Genomic DNA, 17,126 nt, shown 5'->3' on the forward strand with positions numbered 1-17,126 from the left:
GTGGCCTGACGGCCAAGGGATTCACGCACCCGGACCGCACCCGGGTGCAGCAGAGGCACGCCCTCAGGTGAGCTGGAAGGCGCTCAGCGGCGCTTCCTCTGGGTAGATCGCCGGGCCGCCGAGGTCGTAAGCGGCGTTCAAGGCGGCGATGAAAGTCGGATCGTGCAGCGGTTCGCTCGGGATGTCGAGCTTGACTCCCGTTTTGGCCAGATCGTCGACCATCATGTCGATCGCCTTGTCGATGGTCAGATCGTCGGAGTGATCCATGTTCTTCTTGAGTTCGTCGTAATCGGCGAACACCTCGGCAGACCAGTGCACCAGGAATCGGAGCTCATCGGTGTGGTGACGCGCGATCACATCGTCTCCGTTGCGCAGCACCCAATGGTCATGGGAATCCGGATCCCCGGCGAACACCGTGTCGAACGACAGACCGGCCGGAACCTGTTGGTCGAGTGGACCGTTGGCCTCACCCCGATGCACCAGCATCTCGTTCTGCACGACCACGCCGCGGTTGTACACCGGCGGCAGGACCCGCTTCGGCGCCTTCAACGGGCCGTCGGGCCAGTAGGTGAAGCCGCTGCCCTCGTCGAGCGAGAACCACGTGATCACCTGGGCCATCTTGATCAGGTAGTCGGTGAACAGACCGGACTTGCCCATGACGCTGGTGAGCCAGGTCGGCGCGTTCTCGTAGCGCACGCCCCGGAAGCTCGGGGAATCGAGATGTCCGGGATCCCGGTTGCAGCAGGGGCCGTTGATGTTGAACAGCATCATCTGGGGCTTGGCGTACTGGGCGTTCCAGTAGGACTTCGCCATTTCCAGGAACCGCTCGTTGTAGAAGCAGTCGTGCAACTCCGGGTAGAGCACCGTGCCGTGATTGGCGAGATGCCCCCGGAACGTCGGCGTCAGGAACAGGTCCAGGCTAGGCTCGAAACCCTCGGGGAAAGCGCCGCTCATGGTGGCCATCAGCTCTTCTGCGGAGGCGAAGTGCTGGGCGATGATCAGTCGCCACGGACCGTCCTTGCGCACCACGTCGAGCAACCGTCGGTGTTGGTCCTCGGTGTAGACATTGTCGACCTCGCGCGGCGGCGCGGCGGGACGCAGGATGTCGGACAGTTCCATGCGCCGTTCGTCGGTGAGCATCTGGCACTCCTTTTCTGGATCCGGCATTCGTCACGCCGCTGGTCGTGTTGATTCTGTGCTGCGGCAACAGAGCCCGAACCGAACATGTCCGGCCATCGGGAGGTTGATCTGCCGGTACCGCGGTCAAGGGAAGCGCACCGGGTGGGCGAACTTCGCGCGCAACAACGCACCGATCTCGGCCATCGCCAACCGGCCCCGCGCGGTGGCCTCCGAACGCATCAGAAACCCGTGGTAGATCCCGGGATAACGGGTGAGCGTGGTCTGCACGCCGGCATCGCGCAGGCGGGCGGCGTAGCGCTCACCCCACGATGTGATCGGGTCCAGTTCGGCGGTGACGACGATCGCCTGCGGTAACCGCGACAGGTCGGTCGCATACGCGGGCACGCGATAGACGTCATGTGGAGTGCCGGCGCCGGCATCGGCCAACTCATGCATGAAAACGATGTCGTCGTGCAGCAGCATCGGCGCATCCACGTGCGCGAGGACTGACGGGGCGGCCATGTCGCGGTCCAGTCCCGGATACATCAGCACCTGCGCGAACAACGGCGGGCCGTTGCCGTCACGGGCGGCCAGGGCGACGGCGGCGGCCAGTGCCCCGCCGGCACTGTCACCCGCGATGACGATGCGGTCGCGGTCGAACCCGAGCTGGTCGGCCTCGGAAGCCACCCACTTCGTCACCGCCCAGGCGTCCTCGAACTGTGCGGGCGGCGGATGCTCCGGTGCCAGGCGGTAGTCGACGGCCACCACCGCGGCGCCACTGGCTGCCGCCAGTGCCCTCGACATCGGCTCGAACGACCGGTTGGATCCCATCACCAGCCCGCCGCCGTGCAGATGGACGATCACCGGCGCGGGGTCCACAGTGGCGACGGGCCGATAGATCCGTACGGGTATCGGACCGCCGGGGCCGGCAACGGTGGTCTCGCCGATCTCGGCCATGGCAGGCATACCCGATGGGGGAGAGGCGGATTCCAGGGCCTCGCGGACGGCGTCCAACCCCCGCTCCCGCACGGGTACCGGTGGTCCGAAACCTGCGATACGGGCTGCGGCGTCGGGGTCGAGTGCCGGTTGGTGCGTCATGCCCGTCAGTGCCGAGCCGGGTCGAACCGGCGCTTGGTGCGTAGTTGCGGTGGGGTTTGGGTGCGCAGTACCTCGGCGCGTTCGGCCATCGCCGAACCGACATATTCCGGTTGGGTCAGGAGATAGAACGCGCCGGCGGCAGCCTGGTCGAAGACGACCGCAGCTGCTTCGACGGGATCCATTGCGGCAGCCTTGATGTCGAGCATCGCCGCGCGCTGCGATTCGGCAGCATCCACGTCGGCTCCCGCCGCGCCGGGGTCGACTCCGCCTGCAGTTTCGAAGATGTTCGACTTGACCGCGCCCGGAAGCACGGCCTGCACCTGGATCAGGTCGCCATGGCCGGCCAATTCGACTTCCAGGCGCAGACATTCGGTGAGAGCGAGGACGGCGTGCTTGCTGACGATGTAGGGCGTCTGCAGTGGCACGGCCGCCACCCCGCCGATCGAGGACAGATTCCACACCCATGCCCGATTGCCGGCAGCAATCATCGGCGGCAGGAACGCCCGGACGCCGTGGAAGACGCCGCTGACATTGATGTCCAGCACGCGATTCCAGTTCGCCACCGGCGTGTCCCACAGATAGCCGAACTGTTCGACTCCCGCGTTGTTGACCAGCAGCCGCACCGGGCCGATCTTGTCGTATACGCGCTCGGCCAGTGCGACCATGTCGTCGGCATGGCGGACGTCGCACACCACATCCAAAGAACCGGGAAGTTCTTCCGCCAGTGCAGCGATCGCAGCACCGTCGACATCGACGAGCACCACGGTCATACCGAGGCTGTGGGCGTGTCGCGCCAGGCCGGCACCGATTCCCGCTCCGGCGCCTGTGATGACAGCGACGCCCCCGGCGAAGGTCTCGGGCGCCCGGCTCATGCGTTCGTGGTGGTTTTCGCCCGGTGTTCTGCGAACGGGATCGAGTCCTCGGCGTCGAGAATGACCGTCATCGACGTGAAGACCAACCCGCGTTCACTGCGGCGGATGTCGACGTCCACCACACCGGACGACACGTCGAAGGGCACATTGTTGGTGACCTGATTGACGTACAGATAGAAGCGGACCTTCGTGGCGTCCCCGTCTGTTCCGGTCCGGAAGATGTTGGTGGCGTGATGCCGCAGCGGGTACGGGTTCTCGTCACGGTGCTTACTCAGCCAGGCCAACGTCTCGGATCCGCCGCGCACCTCGGCCGCCAGCAGCTCCTCGAACGGACAGTTGCCGGAATCCGAGCGGCTCAGGTACTGCATGTCGTCGGCGATGAAGTCGGCCAGCACATCGAACTGACCCTGGTCGTAGTGGTACCAGAAGCGGGCGATGAACTCCTGGATCTCGGGCAGCGTGATCTCGTTGGTCATGCCCCGAGTGAACCGGCCCGGTGTGGGTTCCGACACACCGCTGACCGGTCAGCGGGAACTGAACTGATCCCGCAACACCCGCTTGAGCAGTTTGCCGCTCGGGTTCTTCGGCAGGGCCCCGACGAAGAACAACTGCTTGGGCGTCTTGAAGCCGGCGAGGTGACTACGGCAATGTTCGATCAGCTGTGCCTCGTCGACCTCGCTGCCGGAGCGCACCACGACGGCGGCGACGACGGCCTCGACCCAGGTGGGGTGCGAAACACCGAACACCGCGGCCTCTTCGACGGCCGGATGGCGGTAGAGGACCTCTTCGACCTCGCGGCTGGCGACATTCTCGCCGCCGGTCTTGATCATGTCCTTCTTGCGGTCGACGACGTGCAGCAGGCCGTGCTCGTCGTAGAACCCCAGATCGCCGGAGTGGAACCAGCCGCCGCGGAATGCGTCGGCGGTCTTGGCGTCGTCGTCGAGATATCCGAGCATCAGATGCGGGCTGCGGTGGGCGATCTCCCCGACCACGCCGGCGTCGACCGGGACATTGGCGTCATCGAGGATGGCGGTCTGCACATTGACCACCGGCCGTCCTGCCGAACCCGCGTGGGCGTCCTGCTCGTCGGGACCCAGGACCGAGGCCAGCGGCGCCATTTCCGTCTGCCCGTAGAAGTTCCACAACCGCAGGTTGGGCAGGCGATCGCGCATCTCGGCGAGGATCTCCACCGGCATGGCCGAGGCGCCGTAGTAGCCCTTGCGTAGACTGGACAGATCGACCTGGTCGAAGATTGGAGAGCGCAGTAGCGAGATCCACACCGTCGGCGGGGCGAAGTAGTTTGTGGCACCGAATCGTTCGATGCTGCGCAGCACGGTCTCGGGATCCGGCCGGGGGAGGATGATGCTGGTGGCGCCGAGATAGATGTCGGTGATGAGGAAGTTATCCAACTGGGCGCAGTGATACAGCGGCAGCGAGTGGATCTCGACGTCGCTACCTTCCATCGACCCGGCGATGATCGAGCTGATGTAGTTGCCCATCAGGCTGCGGCTGGAGTGCATCGCGCCCTTGGGGTGTGACTCGGTGCCGCTGGTGTACATCAACCGGATCAGCTGGTCGTCTTCGACGTATGGATGGGGTGCCGTCGAGGTGGTCTGCGTCCACTGCGCGAAGTCGGTCCAACCCGGCGGCAGCGTCTGCCCCGGCAGGACCAGAGCCGCGGTGGTCCGAACGGCGCCACCGCCGCGCATGGCGGCCTCGGCGGTCGGCACCAGGTCGGCTTCGACCAGGAATCCCGTCGCGCCGCTGTGGTCGAGGATGAACGCGATCTCCTCCGCAGTGAGCATGAAGTTGACCGGCACCAGCACCACACCGGCCCGCGCGGTGGCGAACGCCAGCACTGCGTACTGCCAGCAGTTGTGCGCCAAGAGCGCCAGCCGGTCACCGACACCGAACCCGTTGTCCGCCAATGCCGCCGCGGCCCTGTCGACGAGGTGCTCGAATTCGGCGAACGTCAATGTCACGTCGCCGTCGACGATCGCGACCTTGTCCGGATGCTTGCGTGCGGGGCGTCGCGGGATCTCTCCGAGCGCATGGCTGCGCGCCGCGGCCAGCACGCCGTGCAGATCTTCCATGCCCTGACTGTAGGCGTGGCGTCGGGGAGCGCCGGGACTGGCGTCCCGCTGAGTAGACAAGGCCGCCGCCGCCTCGGCGCCGTCGTCCGATACTCGGTGTCACCAGCGAGGAGGATCGATGACGACGCGTGACCGGGACCAGATGCGAGCCAACCTGCGTCAGGCCGATGCCGGGATCCTGGTTGCGGTGTTGGCGCAGCTGACAGGAGATCTTGGCATGGTCGACCGCTACGCGGGCCGCATCTCTTTCGTGCCGGACCCGCCTGAACACATCGGCGTCACCGATCCGGAGACGCTCGAGGCGCTCGTCGACGAGGTGGCTGCGGCGGTGAGCGCGCCGCGCCGTTCCGGCACACGGGCCCCGGACGACCCGGTCCTGTTCGGGCGGGTGGCACCCCTGGCGTTGGGGACCGAGGTGGGTGAGGAGTACCTCGGCCTGTTGTTGGAGCAGGGCGGATTCCACCCGCCGCAACCGGTGCTGCCGCGCACCGCGTCGCTGCCCGACGACTTCAAGGTCGTCATCGTCGGCGCCGGCATCGCCGGTATGGCCGCGGCGCTCGAATGTGCGGCCGCCGGAATCGATTACGAGATCATCGACCGCAACGACGAAGTCGGCGGCACGTGGTACACCACCGTCTATCCGGGCATCGGCGTCGACACCCCGTCCGCGTACTACTCCCTGTCGCGCGACATCAACGGCGACTGGAGCAGCTACTACCCGCAGGGACCCGAGTATCAGCGCTATCTGCGGTCGGTGGCCGACAAGAACGGGCTGCGCGAGCGCATCCGGTTCAACACCGAGGTCGAAGGACTCCGTTGGGACGACGCCCAGGCGCGCTGGGAGATCAGGACGGTCGGCAAGGACGGCAGTCGCGAGGTCGGCTACGCCAACGTGGTCATCCCCGCCGCCGGTTACCTGAACCGCCCCCGGTGGCCCGAGCTCGCGGGCCGGGAGACGTTCGGAGGGGTGAGCATCCACTCCGCCGAGTGGGACCCGGAGTTGTCGTTGCGCGGGAAGAAGGTCGCGATCATCGGGGCCGGCTGTACCGCCGTGCAGATCGTCGACGCCTGTGTCGACGAGGTCGAACACCTGACGGTGTTCCAACGGCAGCCGCACTGGGTTGCGCCGCGCAAACGCCCGACCGACGACGTCCCCGATCACCGCCGCTGGCTCAACGCGCACATTCCGTTCTACGCCAACTGGATTCGGCTGAAATCATTCTGGGGCACCGCGGACAACAATTATCCGGTGATCGTCCGCGACCCGGAGTGGGCCTCCGAGCACCTGTCGATCTCGCCGGCCAACGACCGGCTGCTGCAGCTGTGCCTGGAATACATCGACCGCACCTTCGGCGCCGATTCCGAACTGGCCCGGAAGGTCACGCCCGACTTCGCGCCGTACGGCAAGCGCATCATTCGCGACCCCGGCGGCTACTACGCCGCGCTGACCCGCGAGCACGTCGATGTCGAAGCCGCCGAACCGGCCGCCGTCAACGAACGCGGCATCGTCACCGCCGACGGACGGCAGATCGACCTGGACGTCATCATCTACGCCACCGGATACCACCTGGATTTCCTGTCCACGGTCGACATCCGGGGCCGCGACGGCATACGCCTGGCCGAGGTGTGGGGCGACAGCCCGGCGGCCTACCGCGGTGGCCTGGTACCCGGCTTTCCGAACATGTTCATCTCGTCGGCGCCCAACTACAGCCCCGGCCACGGCGCGGGACACAACTTCGGCGTCGAGGTGATGGTGCACTACGTGATGGAGTGCCTAGCGCTCATGGCGTTGCGCGGATCCACCACACTCGAGGTCAAGCCCGAAGCATTCGACGCCTACGTGCGGCACATCGACGAGACCATGGCCCAGACCGTGTGGTGCCACACCCCGACCGCGCACACCTACTACCGGTCCGGCGGCGGACGCATCGTGACCGCGTTCCCGTTCCGCCTGATCGAGGTGTGGCAGAGCCACCGCGCCCCCGACGAAGAGGACCTGCAACTCACATGACCGGAATGCTCACCGGAAAGACGGCATTGGTGACAGGTAGCAGCCGGGGGATAGGCCGTGCAGTCGCGCAGCGGCTGGCCGCCGAGGGGGCGACGGTGGCCGTCACCGCCCGCTCGTACGAACCGTCCCCGTCGATGCGCGCCGGGCAGAAAATCGAACTGCCAGGAACCATCGGGGAGACCATCGAGCTGATCGAGAGCGCGGGAGGACAGGCGTTCGGCATCGCGTGCGATCTGGAGGACGCCGACGCTCGCGCTGGACTGGTCGACCAGGTCGTCGAACGGACCGGCCGCCTCGACATCCTGGTCAACAACGCCGGCTACGCCGACTACTCCGTGATCGAAGACATGTCGATGGACACCTTCGACCGCACCGTCGAGCACTATGTGCGGACACCGTTCGTGTTGACGCAGAGGGCAGTCCCGTACATGCGTCGTCAGGGCGCGGGTTGGATCGTCAACATCGGTTCGGTGACCGGGTTGGCACCCGTGCGGCCATATCGGGAATACAACAAGTCCTCCGGCGACGTCATCTATGCCTCGATGAAGGCCGCGCTGCACCGCTTCACCCAGGGCGTGGCAGCAGAACTGGTCGACGCCAACATCGCGGTCAACGTCGTCGGCCCCTCCAGCGCGGTGCGCACCCCCGGAGCCTCGGACCTCATCCCGGACACCTTCCCCACCGAACCCGTGGAGTACCTCGCCGAGACCGTGCTGGCGATGTGCCACCTCCCGGCCGCCGAACGCACCGGCTTGGTCGCGTTCAGCCTGCACTATCCGTGGTCACAACAGTTGCCGGTACGCAGCCTCGACGGTGCCACGGTGCTGCCGCCCCTGGAACCACCGGCCACCGCAAATCCGAACATCCTGCCTGCAGGTATGTGACCGTCAGCGCAGCACGTGCGTGTCGTCCGTGCAGAAGCTATGACAGACACGTTCGCGGACAACGACCTTCGGGCATTCCGGGTCGAACCACTGGTCGACCACCGCCCAGTGGATCGGATGCATAAGATAGGCGCCCATGATGCCGTCGGCGTCGGTGAATTCCTGTTCGAATACATGCGTCCACCCGGCATCGCCCACCGTGTGTTCTGCGCGACTCAACTGCCACGCGGTGATCGTGCTGACGTAGCCGGGCAGCAGTCGCAGATCGGCTTCGAACCGCGCCAGCGTGGGCGCGTCGGCGTCGGCCTTCAGCAGCAGGGTGCGGTACACGGTGCCGGGAGCGCGGCCGGCCAGAATCTCGGGTGTGCCCCGGTAGTCCGCGCCGTTGACTCGTGTGATCGTCGGGTCGCGTAGTACGGCGTCGAATCGTTCTGCCGCGCAGGCCCACTCGTCGGCATCGCGGAACCTCAGGTGGATCAGCACGTCACCGCCGTTGCGGCTCCCGGCCAGCGTGGGCGCGACGACGTATCGTGCCGCGCCACTTTTCTCGGCCAGTGTCCGCAGGTCCTGCAGTATCCGTGGACGGTCGGTCTCGGCCACGTCGACAAGGCGGGTGACGCTATACATCGCAGAGACCGTCGACGTCGTCGAATGCCGCAGCGGTGCTGCGGTCGCGCTCGACGATCAGGTCGGCCACACCCTCCCACCAGGCGCCGACGGCGGGGTCCGGACGGCCGTGCCACGTCATCTCCCACCACGCCCGGGCACTGGGCAGCGACCACGTGATGGTCACGGTGTTCGACTCGGACTCGAACCAGATCGGCGGCGACACAAGCACATTGCGCAGCGTCATCCCGCGCCCCCGGGCGCCGGGCACATACCCGTCGAGGTAGGCGCGGACGAACTCCCGTGCACACCCGGGCCGGGTGAGCACCCGGTCGATCACGAAGACCTCGGCCATGACCGTGACACTAGGGACGTGCGTGCGATGTGACCGCGGTGATCCCGGATACCGGGACACCACATTGACGGTCGCCGCCGGGGGATCGACGGTGTTCTGATGACACCGGATCCGTTCGCACCCGTCACCCTGGGTCCGGCGCGGCTGCGCAACCGGATCATCAAGGCGGCCACGTCTGAAGGTCGATCACCCGACGGTCGGGTCACCGATGACCTGATCGACTTCCACCGTCGATTCGCCGAAGGCGGCGTCGGGATGACCACCGTGGCGTACTGCTGCGTGTCTCCGCAGGGCGCCAGTGCACCGGGGCAGATCGTTATGGACCACAACGCGCTACCGGGACTGCGCAGGCTCACCGACGCCGTCCATGCCGCCGGTGCGGCGATCTCCGCGCAGCTCGGCCACGCCGGGGTGGTGGCGCCGAAGAAACTGACCGGGGTGACTGCGGTCGCCCCGAGCCGGTTCGTCAACCCGACGTCGTTCGCCTACTGCCGGGAGATCCGGCGCGACGAGATCGCCGCCGTCGTCGAACAGTTCGGTCAAGCCGCGAAGATCGCAGTCGACGCCGGATTCGATGCCGTGGAACTGCATTTCGGTCACCTCTACCTACCCAGCTCTTTCCTCAGCCCACTGATCAATCGACGCAAGGACGAGTACGGCGGCGACATCGACAACCGGTCGCGCCTGGTCCGGGAGATCGCCCGGCGGGTGCGCGAGGTGGTCAAGGACGACATCGCGGTGATCGCCAAACTCGACATGGATGACGGCCTACCCGGCAGCATCTGGATCGACGAGGCGCTGCGCACCGCACAACTGCTCGACGACGATGCGACGCTGGATGCGCTGGAGCTCACCCAGGGATCGTCGGTGTACCGACCGATGTACCTGTTCCGCGGTGACGTGCCGGTGCGCGAGTTCGCGACCGTGATGCCGCCGATGTTACGACCCGGCGTGCGGCTGATGGGCCGAGCGGTGATGGGCTCCTACCCGTACGAGGACCTCTACATGCTCCCGGCGGCACGCCAATTCGTGCCGGTCGTACAGAACACAAAGCTGATCCTGCTGGGCGGGATCACCAACCGCGACCACATCGAGACCGGGATGCGCGAAGGTTTCGACTTCGTCGCGATGGGACGTGCGCTGCTGCGCGAGCCAGACCTGGTCGACAAGATGGTCGCCGAACCCGGGGTCCGCAGCCGCTGCACCCACAACAACAAATGCATGGTCACGGTCTTCGGCCGTACGCACTGTGTGTTGGACCCCGAACAGCGTTACGGCGCGGTGACTCCCACCAGCGCGGTGACATCTTCGCAGATCTGAGCGCGAGCACGTCGACAGATGTCGAAAGCCGGCATCGTCATGAAACCGTGGACGCCGCCCTCGAAGTAGCGACACACCGTCGGGACACCGGCGGCTTCCAGCGCCTCGACGTACGCCAGACCTTCGTCGCGCAGCGGATCGTGCCCGGCGACCACCACGATCGCGGGCGGTAGACCGGTCAGGTCCTCTGCCCCGGCGGGTGAGGCGTAGGGATGGCTGCGGTCGGCCACATCCGGGACGTACTGGTCCCAATACCATTGCAGCGCAGGGCGTGGATTGTAGAAGCCCGTTCCGAACAGCCGGTAGGACTCGGTGTCGAAGTCGGCTGCGATGACGGGGTAGAGCAGCACCTGCCCGGCCAACGAAGGCCCGCCACGATCCCGGGCCATCAACGCGGTGACGGCCGCGAGGTTGCCCCCGGCGCTGTCGCCCCCGACCAACACCCGCTGCGCGTCGCCACCGAAGTCACCGATATGTGCGGCGACCCAATCGGTGACCGCGTACACGTCTTCCGCTGCCGCCGGCCACTGCCCTTCCTCGGCGGCGCGCCGATAGTGCACCGACACGACCACAGCGTTCATCCCGTTGGCGAAGTGGCGGCACAGACCGTCGTGGCTGTCCAGGTCGCAGAACACCCAGCCGCCCCCATGCGCGAAAACCAATGTGGGAACCGGATGTTCGGCCGCACTCGCCGGACGGTACACGCGGATGGCCACCGTTCCGGCCGGTCCTGGCACGGCCGCGTCCTCGACGGAGGCGATCGGCTCGGGTTGCACAGGTGCGACGAACCGCGCGCGGATGGCTGCGCGGGCCTGGTCGCCGGTCATCGTGTGGACCGGCGGAAAGCCCGAGTCCAGCGCCTCGATGATCTCGGCGATCTGCGGGTCCAGGCTCATACCAGGTGCAGTGCGGTCGGGCGGGTAGCAGCAGCCGGACGGCGCGGACGCACCTGCTGCAAGGTCGGGACCACGCGGCGCGGTCCTCCGTCGACGGCTCGCCAGATGTGCATGGCGGCCATCCGTACCGGCGCGACGAGGCGTTGGTCGAACATCATCTGGCCCATCGGTCCGCAGACCGACACGGCGGCAACGGCCTCGCCGGGATCGCCGATGGGCGCGGCCACGCAACCGAATCCCGGTACCGACTCCTCGCGGTCGAACGCGTAGCCGTGAGAGCGGACCTTCGTCAGCTCCTTGCGCAAATGCGCGGGTGTGGAGATCGAGTACTTGGTGCGCCGCGCCAGGAACTCGGTGTCGAACAGCGACGCGTCGTCTTCGTCGGCGTAGGCCAGCATCGCCTTGCCCACCGCGGCGCAGTGCGCCGGCGCCCGACCGCCCACGCGGGTCGGGATGGCGGCGGCCATCCGGTTGCCGACCTTCTCCATGTAGACCACGTCGGAGCCGTCGAGCACCGCGAGGTGCACAACCAGGCCCGTCGCGGCATGCAGTTCATGCAGCATCGGGATCGCCGCCTTGTGCAACCGGTCCTGATGCACGGCCAGCGAACCGAGCTCGACCAGACGCATGCCCAGCTCGTAGTCCCGGCCGCTGCGCCGGAGCCAGCGCAACTGCACCAGCCGCTCGAGCATCCGATGCGCCGACGAGCGGGGCAGTCCGGTCCGCCGCACGATCTGAGCCAGCGTGAGCCGGCCGGGGCCGTCGAACGCGTCAAGCACCAGGGACACCCGGTCGATCACTGCGCTGGGCGTCTCGACAGTCGCCTTGGTGGCCGGGTGAGTGACGTTGTCGACGGTGACGGTCATGGGGAACCTCCGGGAGAACATTACTAATAGGCATATGCCTATTGCACATATAACTACCACACATGTGTGGGTGCTGTCACATGAACCGCAGAGATGTCATCGGGGGCATGCTGGACCCGCCGAAATGGCATTCCACGCGCGTCAAACGACGAAATCGCCGCGCTGAGCGCAATCTCGGCGGTCGGCAGCTGGTGGTGCGCGGTCGGGTGGTGTGGTGTGGTGGTCCGGTTCAGGCCTGGGCGGCGCTGCGTCCGGCCCGGCGGCCGTAGAAGCTGCCGTCGCCAAGGGAGATGCCGCTGGCGTAACCCCACGCGGCCAGACCGGCGGTGCAGCGGCCGGCGGCGAACAGGCCGGGGATCGGCGCGCCGCTGACATGGAGCACTTCGGCGTCCAGCGTCGTGGCCAGTCCACCGAGGGTGAAGCCGCCCGTGCTCTCGCGCAGGTCGATGGCGCCGACCGGTGACCCGATCGGTTTGAGCCACTGCGGCTTCTTGTGCAGCAGCGGATCGACACCGCGGGCGGCACCCTCGTTGTACGCCGCCGCGGTGGCCTGCAGCGATCCCGGCGGGAGGCCGATCTCGGCCTCTAGGTCGGCCACCGTCTCGGCGACCCAGGTCGGCGGACGCATCATCAGCCGAGGCGACGGTGACGCCATCGCTTCGTCCTGGGCATCGCCGTCGATGATCAGATAGGCGGTGTTGTTCTGGTGGTACAGCGTCAGCTGACCGACGCGTCCTGGGTAGGTGTCCTCGGCGACGAAGCGTTGGCCGCGCTCGTTGACCAAGATGCCGCGCACGAGTTGCTGCGGGTCGATGAAGATCGCCACCTCAGTGGCGTCCATGTGCGCGAGGTCGGCGCCTAAGGCCTGCGCCATCTGGATGGCGCGGCCGTCGTGCTGCTCGATCGATGCCGCCGGGCGGCCGGCGATGCGCGGGGCGTACTGCGCGACCATCGCGTCGTTGTACGCGAAGCTGCCGGTGGCCAACACCACCCCGCGGCGGGCCCGCACGGCGATCTCGGCGCCGTACTGTCGGGCGATCAGTCCGACCACGCGGCCGTCGGGCGTGACGACGAGTCGTTGGGCGCGAACGTCGTACAGTGCGCGCGCACCTGCGGCGGTGGCCGTCTCGACGAGCGGCTTCATCAGCATGTAGCCGGCGCTGGCCTCGCCCTGCTTCTTGTCTGCCATCTGCGGCACATGACCGCGGGGAGCGGGCGTGGCGATCGTGTTGAACGGGAACGAGTTTTCCCCGCCGGAATACATCAGACCCTGGTCGCCGATCGGTTCCCAGCCCGGCTGGCCGAAGAACTCCGCCTTGAACGGCACGCCGCAGCCGACCAACCAGTCGAAGTGCGCGACGCTCCCCGCGCAGTAGTCGGCGATGCGGTGCTCGTCGGCCCCGGGGCCCATGGCGGCGTTCAGGTACGCGGCCATGTTGTCCACCGAATCCTTGAAGCCGCAGGTCTTCTGGAGTTCTGTGCCGCCACCCAGGTAGATGAATCCGCCGGCCATCGAGGCTGCACCACCCCAGGAGCCGGTGCGCTCGAGGACGAGTACATCGGCACCTGCGCGGGCAGCTTCGACCGCAGCAGCGGCGCCGGCCACGCCGTATCCGGCGATCACCACGTCGGCCTCGTGGTCCCAGGCGGTGATCTCGGAGGCGGCGACGGGTACGACGTCCGCTGTCACGGACGCATGGCCGCGGGGAGGTCGTCGACCCACTGGTGGCCCCAGTAGCTGTCGGCGGTGATCTCCTCGGCGGTGTAGTAGGTCTCGTCGACACGCATGCCGTCGGTGCCGAATTCGATGTCCCAGTCGCCGGGTGCGCGCACGTAGAACGACACCATCTTGTCGTTGGTGTGCCGGCCCAGCGTCGAGGACAGTTGGAACCCGTCTTTGGCGATCCGGTCGAGCGCCTGCCCGACCGTGTCGAGGGAATCGACCTCGACCATCATGTGCACCAAGCCGGGATCGCGCACGGTGGCCGCCGGGCAGATCGCCAAGCTGTGGTGGCGTTCGTTGATCCCGAGGAAGCGCACGCGGATGGGGCCGAACTCCGGCGGGGCGGGCACACGGAACGCGCCACGGGACCTGAACCCCAGCACGCCGGTGTAGAAGTCGAACATTCCGTTGACGTCCATCGCGGGCAGCACGACATGCCCCAGGCCTTGGTCGCCGGTGACGAACTTCGCGCCGTACGGGGTGACGACCGGGCTGTGGTCGAGCACAGCGCCGTGGAACACCTCCAGCGAGGTGCCGGCCGGATCGCGGAACGCGATGACCTCCTCGACCCGGCGCGCGTCGGCCTCGGCCAGCGACAATTCCTGGTAGTCGGTGCCGGCCGCATCCAGAGCGCGTTTGACGTCCTCGAGTGCGGCCCGGTCGCGGACCTCCCACCCGACGGTGACGATCCTGTCGACGTCGCCGGGGTTCACGATGATGCGGGCGGCACGTTCATCCATCCGCAGGTACAGCGCCTCGGGGTCGGGCCCGCTGCCCCGTGCGAAACCCAAAACGTCGAACGCGAATTGGCGCCACCGTGCCATGTCGGTGGCTTGCACGGTGACGTAGCCGAGGCTCTTGATCAGACTCATGTCCAACCCCTAGATCATCGCCCGCAGCGGCCCCTGCGGGTCCACCCCGAGGGAGCTCAGCGCGGACGCGTGGTAGACGGTGCCCGGGACGTGGATGGCGTGCGCCTGGCCGACATGGACGTCGCGCCAATAGCGTTGCAGCGGCTTGTCCATGCGGGCGGCGTTGCCACCGCAGCGGGCGAAGATCTCGTCGACCGCGGAGACCGCCCGCCACACCGCGCGGACCTGCGTGCGCCGGCCGGCGGCACGGTCCTCGAAGGACACCTCCTTGCCCGCGGCCACCATGTCGTAGATGCGGTCGGCGTTGGCCAGCAGTTCCTGACGCGCCGCGTTGATGTCCGCAGCCGCCTCGCCGATCGCGTACATGACGTACGGATCGTCCTTGATCGCCACGCCGCTGGAGTTCACCCGCTGACGCTGGTAGTCCAGCGCCGCAGCCAGTGCGCCCTCGGCGATACCGATGGTGGCCGACGAGATGCCGAGCGGGAACATCGTCGACCATGGCATCAGGTAGAGCGGCTCGGTCATCCCGGCTTCGCGCTGGGCGGAGCCGTCCATGACCTTCATGCCGTCCATCGTGCGGTAGTCGGGCACGAACGCGCCGTCGACGATGACGTCCTTGGAGCCGGTGCCGCGCAACCCGACGACGTCCCACGAGTCATCGACGATCTGGTAGTCCTTGCGGGGCAGGATCATGTGCAGCATCTGCGGCGGCATCAACGGGTTGCCGTCCTTGTCGCCGACCATCGCGCCCAGGATGATCCAGTCGCAGTGATCGGTGCCGGAGCTGAACTGCCAACGGCCGGTGAAGATGTAGCCGCCGTCGGTCGGGACCGCCACCCCTTGCGGCGCATACGGGGAGGCCACCCAGGTGTCGACGTCATCGGCCCAGATCTCTTGTGCGACCCGCGGGTCGGCGTAGGCGAGCTGGTACGGGTGCACACCCACCACGCCGTTGATCCAGCCGGCCGACGGGTCGAGCGCGGCGGTCGCCATCACCGTCTCGGCGAACTCGCGAGGATGAACCTCCAACCCGCCGTGCTCCTTGGGCTGCAGCAGCCGGATCGAGCCGATCTGCTTCATCGTCTTGACCGTGTCGTCGGTCAGCTTGCCGATCTGCTCGGCCTGTTCGGCTTGCGCGCGAAGCTGGTCGGCCAAGTCGACGAGACTGTCGATCACCCGTTGTGTCATGGGTCTGATGGTGCCGTGTCGGACGTGCGCGCGCGGGTGTTTTCCCGGTCAGCGGGCGTGATTCACCGCGTCAGAACTCAACTCTGACCGACTCGGATCGGGGCCGCGCCTGACATGCCAGGAACAATCCCTCGGCAATGTCCTCGGGTTCGAGGATTCCCGGATTGCCGAGGTCCACCTCTCCGTCGATGACCGTGGCCGCGCACGAGCCGCAGTTGCCCTCTCGGCACGAGTACGGCACCTCGATACCGGCCGCCATCATCGTGTCGACCAGATTCGCTGTGACCGGCCAGCGCAGTCGATGCACGTCGCCGTCGATCGTGATCTCGGTCTCGGCCGCGTCTCCGGTGTCGACGACCTCGGGAAGCGCGGGCCCGGCGAATGGATCACCCTCCAGCGAGGCGAACACCTCGAGATGAATGTGGTCGCGGGGGACCCCGGCCCCGGTGAGCGTGTCCTTGACCACGGCCATGAACGGTGCCGGGCCGCAGATGAACGACTGGTAGCCCGCGAACATCCGCGCGAACAGCTCGAGCTGGGTAGTCGTCGGTAAGCCCTGCACCGACTCCAACCAGTGCAGCACGGTCAGCCTGCCGGCGTAGCGAGCGGCCAGATCACGCAGTTCGGCCGCGAAGATCACCGATCGCTCGTCCCGGTTGGCATAACACAGCACCACGCGCCCGGTACCGGCGCAGAGCACAGACTTCAGGATCGACATGATCGGGGTGACGCCGCTGCCGGCGGCCCACAAGAGGAAATCGCCGTCGAGGTCGCGCGGGGTGAACAGTCCCGACGGCGGCAAGGACTCCAGCACGTCGCCCGCAGAAATGCTGTCGCACAACCAGTTCGACCCGTATCCACCGTCGGTGCGCTTCACGGTGACCTTCGGTGCGTCGTCGACGTACGGTGAGCTGGCCAGCGAGTAGCAACGCGCGACCGAGCCGGTCTGATCGCTCGGAATCCGCAACGTCAGGAACTGGCCCGGTCGATAATCGAACCGGTCCCGATGTTCTGCGGGGACATCGAAGACCAGGGACCTGGCATCGGGGGCCTCGTCGATCACCGCGACAACGGTCAGGGGCACGGCACGGGACGCGTCGCTCATGCCCACCATCATCAGTTCGCGACGGGGCCAGGAGGGCCAGTGCTACCGGTGGACGGGACAACGGGTACCGATGTCCGGTGACCGGGAAGTGCCCGAACCCATCGGCGGCGGCACC

The 17,126-nt window shown here is 67.1% G+C and carries 16 protein-coding genes; 3 read left to right on the forward strand and 13 right to left on the reverse strand.

The annotated features are described in order from the left end of the window. Window positions 1-63 precede the first annotated feature (63 nt). The 5 genes from ACAG25_RS14080 to ACAG25_RS14100 form a co-directional block, all read right to left on the reverse strand. The gene (locus tag ACAG25_RS14080; protein WP_370489082.1) at window positions 64-1,140 is read right to left on the reverse strand and encodes a hypothetical protein; all 1,077 of its coding nucleotides are present in this window, start codon (window positions 1,138-1,140) and stop codon (window positions 64-66) included. A gap of 123 nt (window positions 1,141-1,263) precedes the next feature. Further along, on the reverse strand, window positions 1,264-2,217 hold the full coding sequence (locus ACAG25_RS14085) for an alpha/beta hydrolase (protein WP_370489083.1): 954 nt from the start codon (window positions 2,215-2,217) through the stop codon (window positions 1,264-1,266). A 5-nt stretch (window positions 2,218-2,222) separates the two neighbouring features. After that, a complete protein-coding gene (locus tag ACAG25_RS14090) occupies window positions 2,223-3,089 on the reverse strand; it encodes an SDR family NAD(P)-dependent oxidoreductase (RefSeq protein ID WP_370489084.1) in 867 nt (288 codons plus the stop codon). Beyond that, window positions 3,086-3,565: a nuclear transport factor 2 family protein gene (locus ACAG25_RS14095; RefSeq protein ID WP_370489085.1), complete on the reverse strand. Its 480-nt coding sequence runs from the start codon at window positions 3,563-3,565 to the stop codon at window positions 3,086-3,088. Before ACAG25_RS14095 ends, ACAG25_RS14090 begins: the two co-directional genes overlap by 4 nt. Before the next feature lie 48 nt (window positions 3,566-3,613). After that, window positions 3,614-5,182 (reverse strand): acyl-CoA synthetase, encoded by a 1,569-nt coding sequence (locus tag ACAG25_RS14100; protein ID WP_370489086.1) that lies wholly within the window; start codon window positions 5,180-5,182, stop codon window positions 3,614-3,616. A gap of 118 nt (window positions 5,183-5,300) precedes the next feature. Here ACAG25_RS14100 and ACAG25_RS14105 point away from each other — a divergent pair, with 118 nt between their 5' ends. Both ACAG25_RS14105 and ACAG25_RS14110 read left to right on the forward strand, forming a co-directional pair. Further along, window positions 5,301-7,193 (forward strand): flavin-containing monooxygenase, encoded by a 1,893-nt coding sequence (locus ACAG25_RS14105; RefSeq protein ID WP_370489087.1) that lies wholly within the window; start codon window positions 5,301-5,303, stop codon window positions 7,191-7,193. Next, complete coding sequence (locus ACAG25_RS14110; protein ID WP_370489088.1) at window positions 7,190-8,077, forward strand: SDR family NAD(P)-dependent oxidoreductase; 888 nt, start codon at window positions 7,190-7,192, stop codon at window positions 8,075-8,077. The genes ACAG25_RS14105 and ACAG25_RS14110 overlap by 4 nt, the downstream gene beginning before the upstream one ends. 3 nt (window positions 8,078-8,080) lie before the next feature. Here ACAG25_RS14110 and ACAG25_RS14115 read toward each other — a convergent pair whose 3' ends face one another. Both ACAG25_RS14115 and ACAG25_RS14120 read right to left on the reverse strand, forming a co-directional pair. Next, window positions 8,081-8,704: a Dabb family protein gene (locus ACAG25_RS14115; RefSeq protein WP_370489089.1), complete on the reverse strand. Its 624-nt coding sequence runs from the start codon at window positions 8,702-8,704 to the stop codon at window positions 8,081-8,083. Next, window positions 8,697-9,038: a hypothetical protein gene (locus ACAG25_RS14120; protein WP_370489090.1), complete on the reverse strand. Its 342-nt coding sequence runs from the start codon at window positions 9,036-9,038 to the stop codon at window positions 8,697-8,699. The genes ACAG25_RS14115 and ACAG25_RS14120 overlap by 8 nt, the downstream gene beginning before the upstream one ends. Before the next feature lie 99 nt (window positions 9,039-9,137). Here ACAG25_RS14120 and ACAG25_RS14125 point away from each other — a divergent pair, with 99 nt between their 5' ends. After that, entirely contained in the window at window positions 9,138-10,358 is a 1,221-nt protein-coding gene (locus ACAG25_RS14125) for an NADH:flavin oxidoreductase (protein ID WP_370489091.1), read from the forward strand. On the opposite strand, the gene ACAG25_RS14130 is transcribed toward ACAG25_RS14125, so the two are convergent. The 6 genes from ACAG25_RS14130 to ACAG25_RS14155 form a co-directional block, all read right to left on the reverse strand. After that, window positions 10,310-11,254 (reverse strand): alpha/beta hydrolase, encoded by a 945-nt coding sequence (locus ACAG25_RS14130; protein ID WP_370489092.1) that lies wholly within the window; start codon window positions 11,252-11,254, stop codon window positions 10,310-10,312. The genes ACAG25_RS14125 and ACAG25_RS14130 overlap by 49 nt on opposite strands. Further along, entirely contained in the window at window positions 11,251-12,120 is an 870-nt protein-coding gene (locus tag ACAG25_RS14135) for an IclR family transcriptional regulator (protein WP_370489093.1), read from the reverse strand. Before ACAG25_RS14135 ends, ACAG25_RS14130 begins: the two co-directional genes overlap by 4 nt. Before the next feature lie 229 nt (window positions 12,121-12,349). Then, window positions 12,350-13,810: an FAD-dependent oxidoreductase gene (locus ACAG25_RS14140; RefSeq protein ID WP_370489094.1), complete on the reverse strand. Its 1,461-nt coding sequence runs from the start codon at window positions 13,808-13,810 to the stop codon at window positions 12,350-12,352. Next, entirely contained in the window at window positions 13,807-14,715 is a 909-nt protein-coding gene (gene bphC, locus ACAG25_RS14145) for a biphenyl-2,3-diol 1,2-dioxygenase (protein WP_370489095.1), read from the reverse strand. Before bphC ends, ACAG25_RS14140 begins: the two co-directional genes overlap by 4 nt. A 9-nt stretch (window positions 14,716-14,724) precedes the next feature. Further along, on the reverse strand, window positions 14,725-15,906 hold the full coding sequence (locus ACAG25_RS14150) for an acyl-CoA dehydrogenase family protein (RefSeq protein ID WP_370489096.1): 1,182 nt from the start codon (window positions 15,904-15,906) through the stop codon (window positions 14,725-14,727). Between the two features lie 70 nt (window positions 15,907-15,976). Beyond that, the gene (locus ACAG25_RS14155; protein WP_370489235.1) at window positions 15,977-17,020 is read right to left on the reverse strand and encodes a 2Fe-2S iron-sulfur cluster-binding protein; all 1,044 of its coding nucleotides are present in this window, start codon (window positions 17,018-17,020) and stop codon (window positions 15,977-15,979) included. Window positions 17,021-17,126 lie beyond the last annotated feature (106 nt).

It is taken from the genome of Mycobacterium sp. pV006 (assembly GCF_041287115.1).
In the GTDB taxonomy this organism is placed as follows: domain Bacteria; phylum Actinomycetota; class Actinomycetes; order Mycobacteriales; family Mycobacteriaceae; genus Mycobacterium.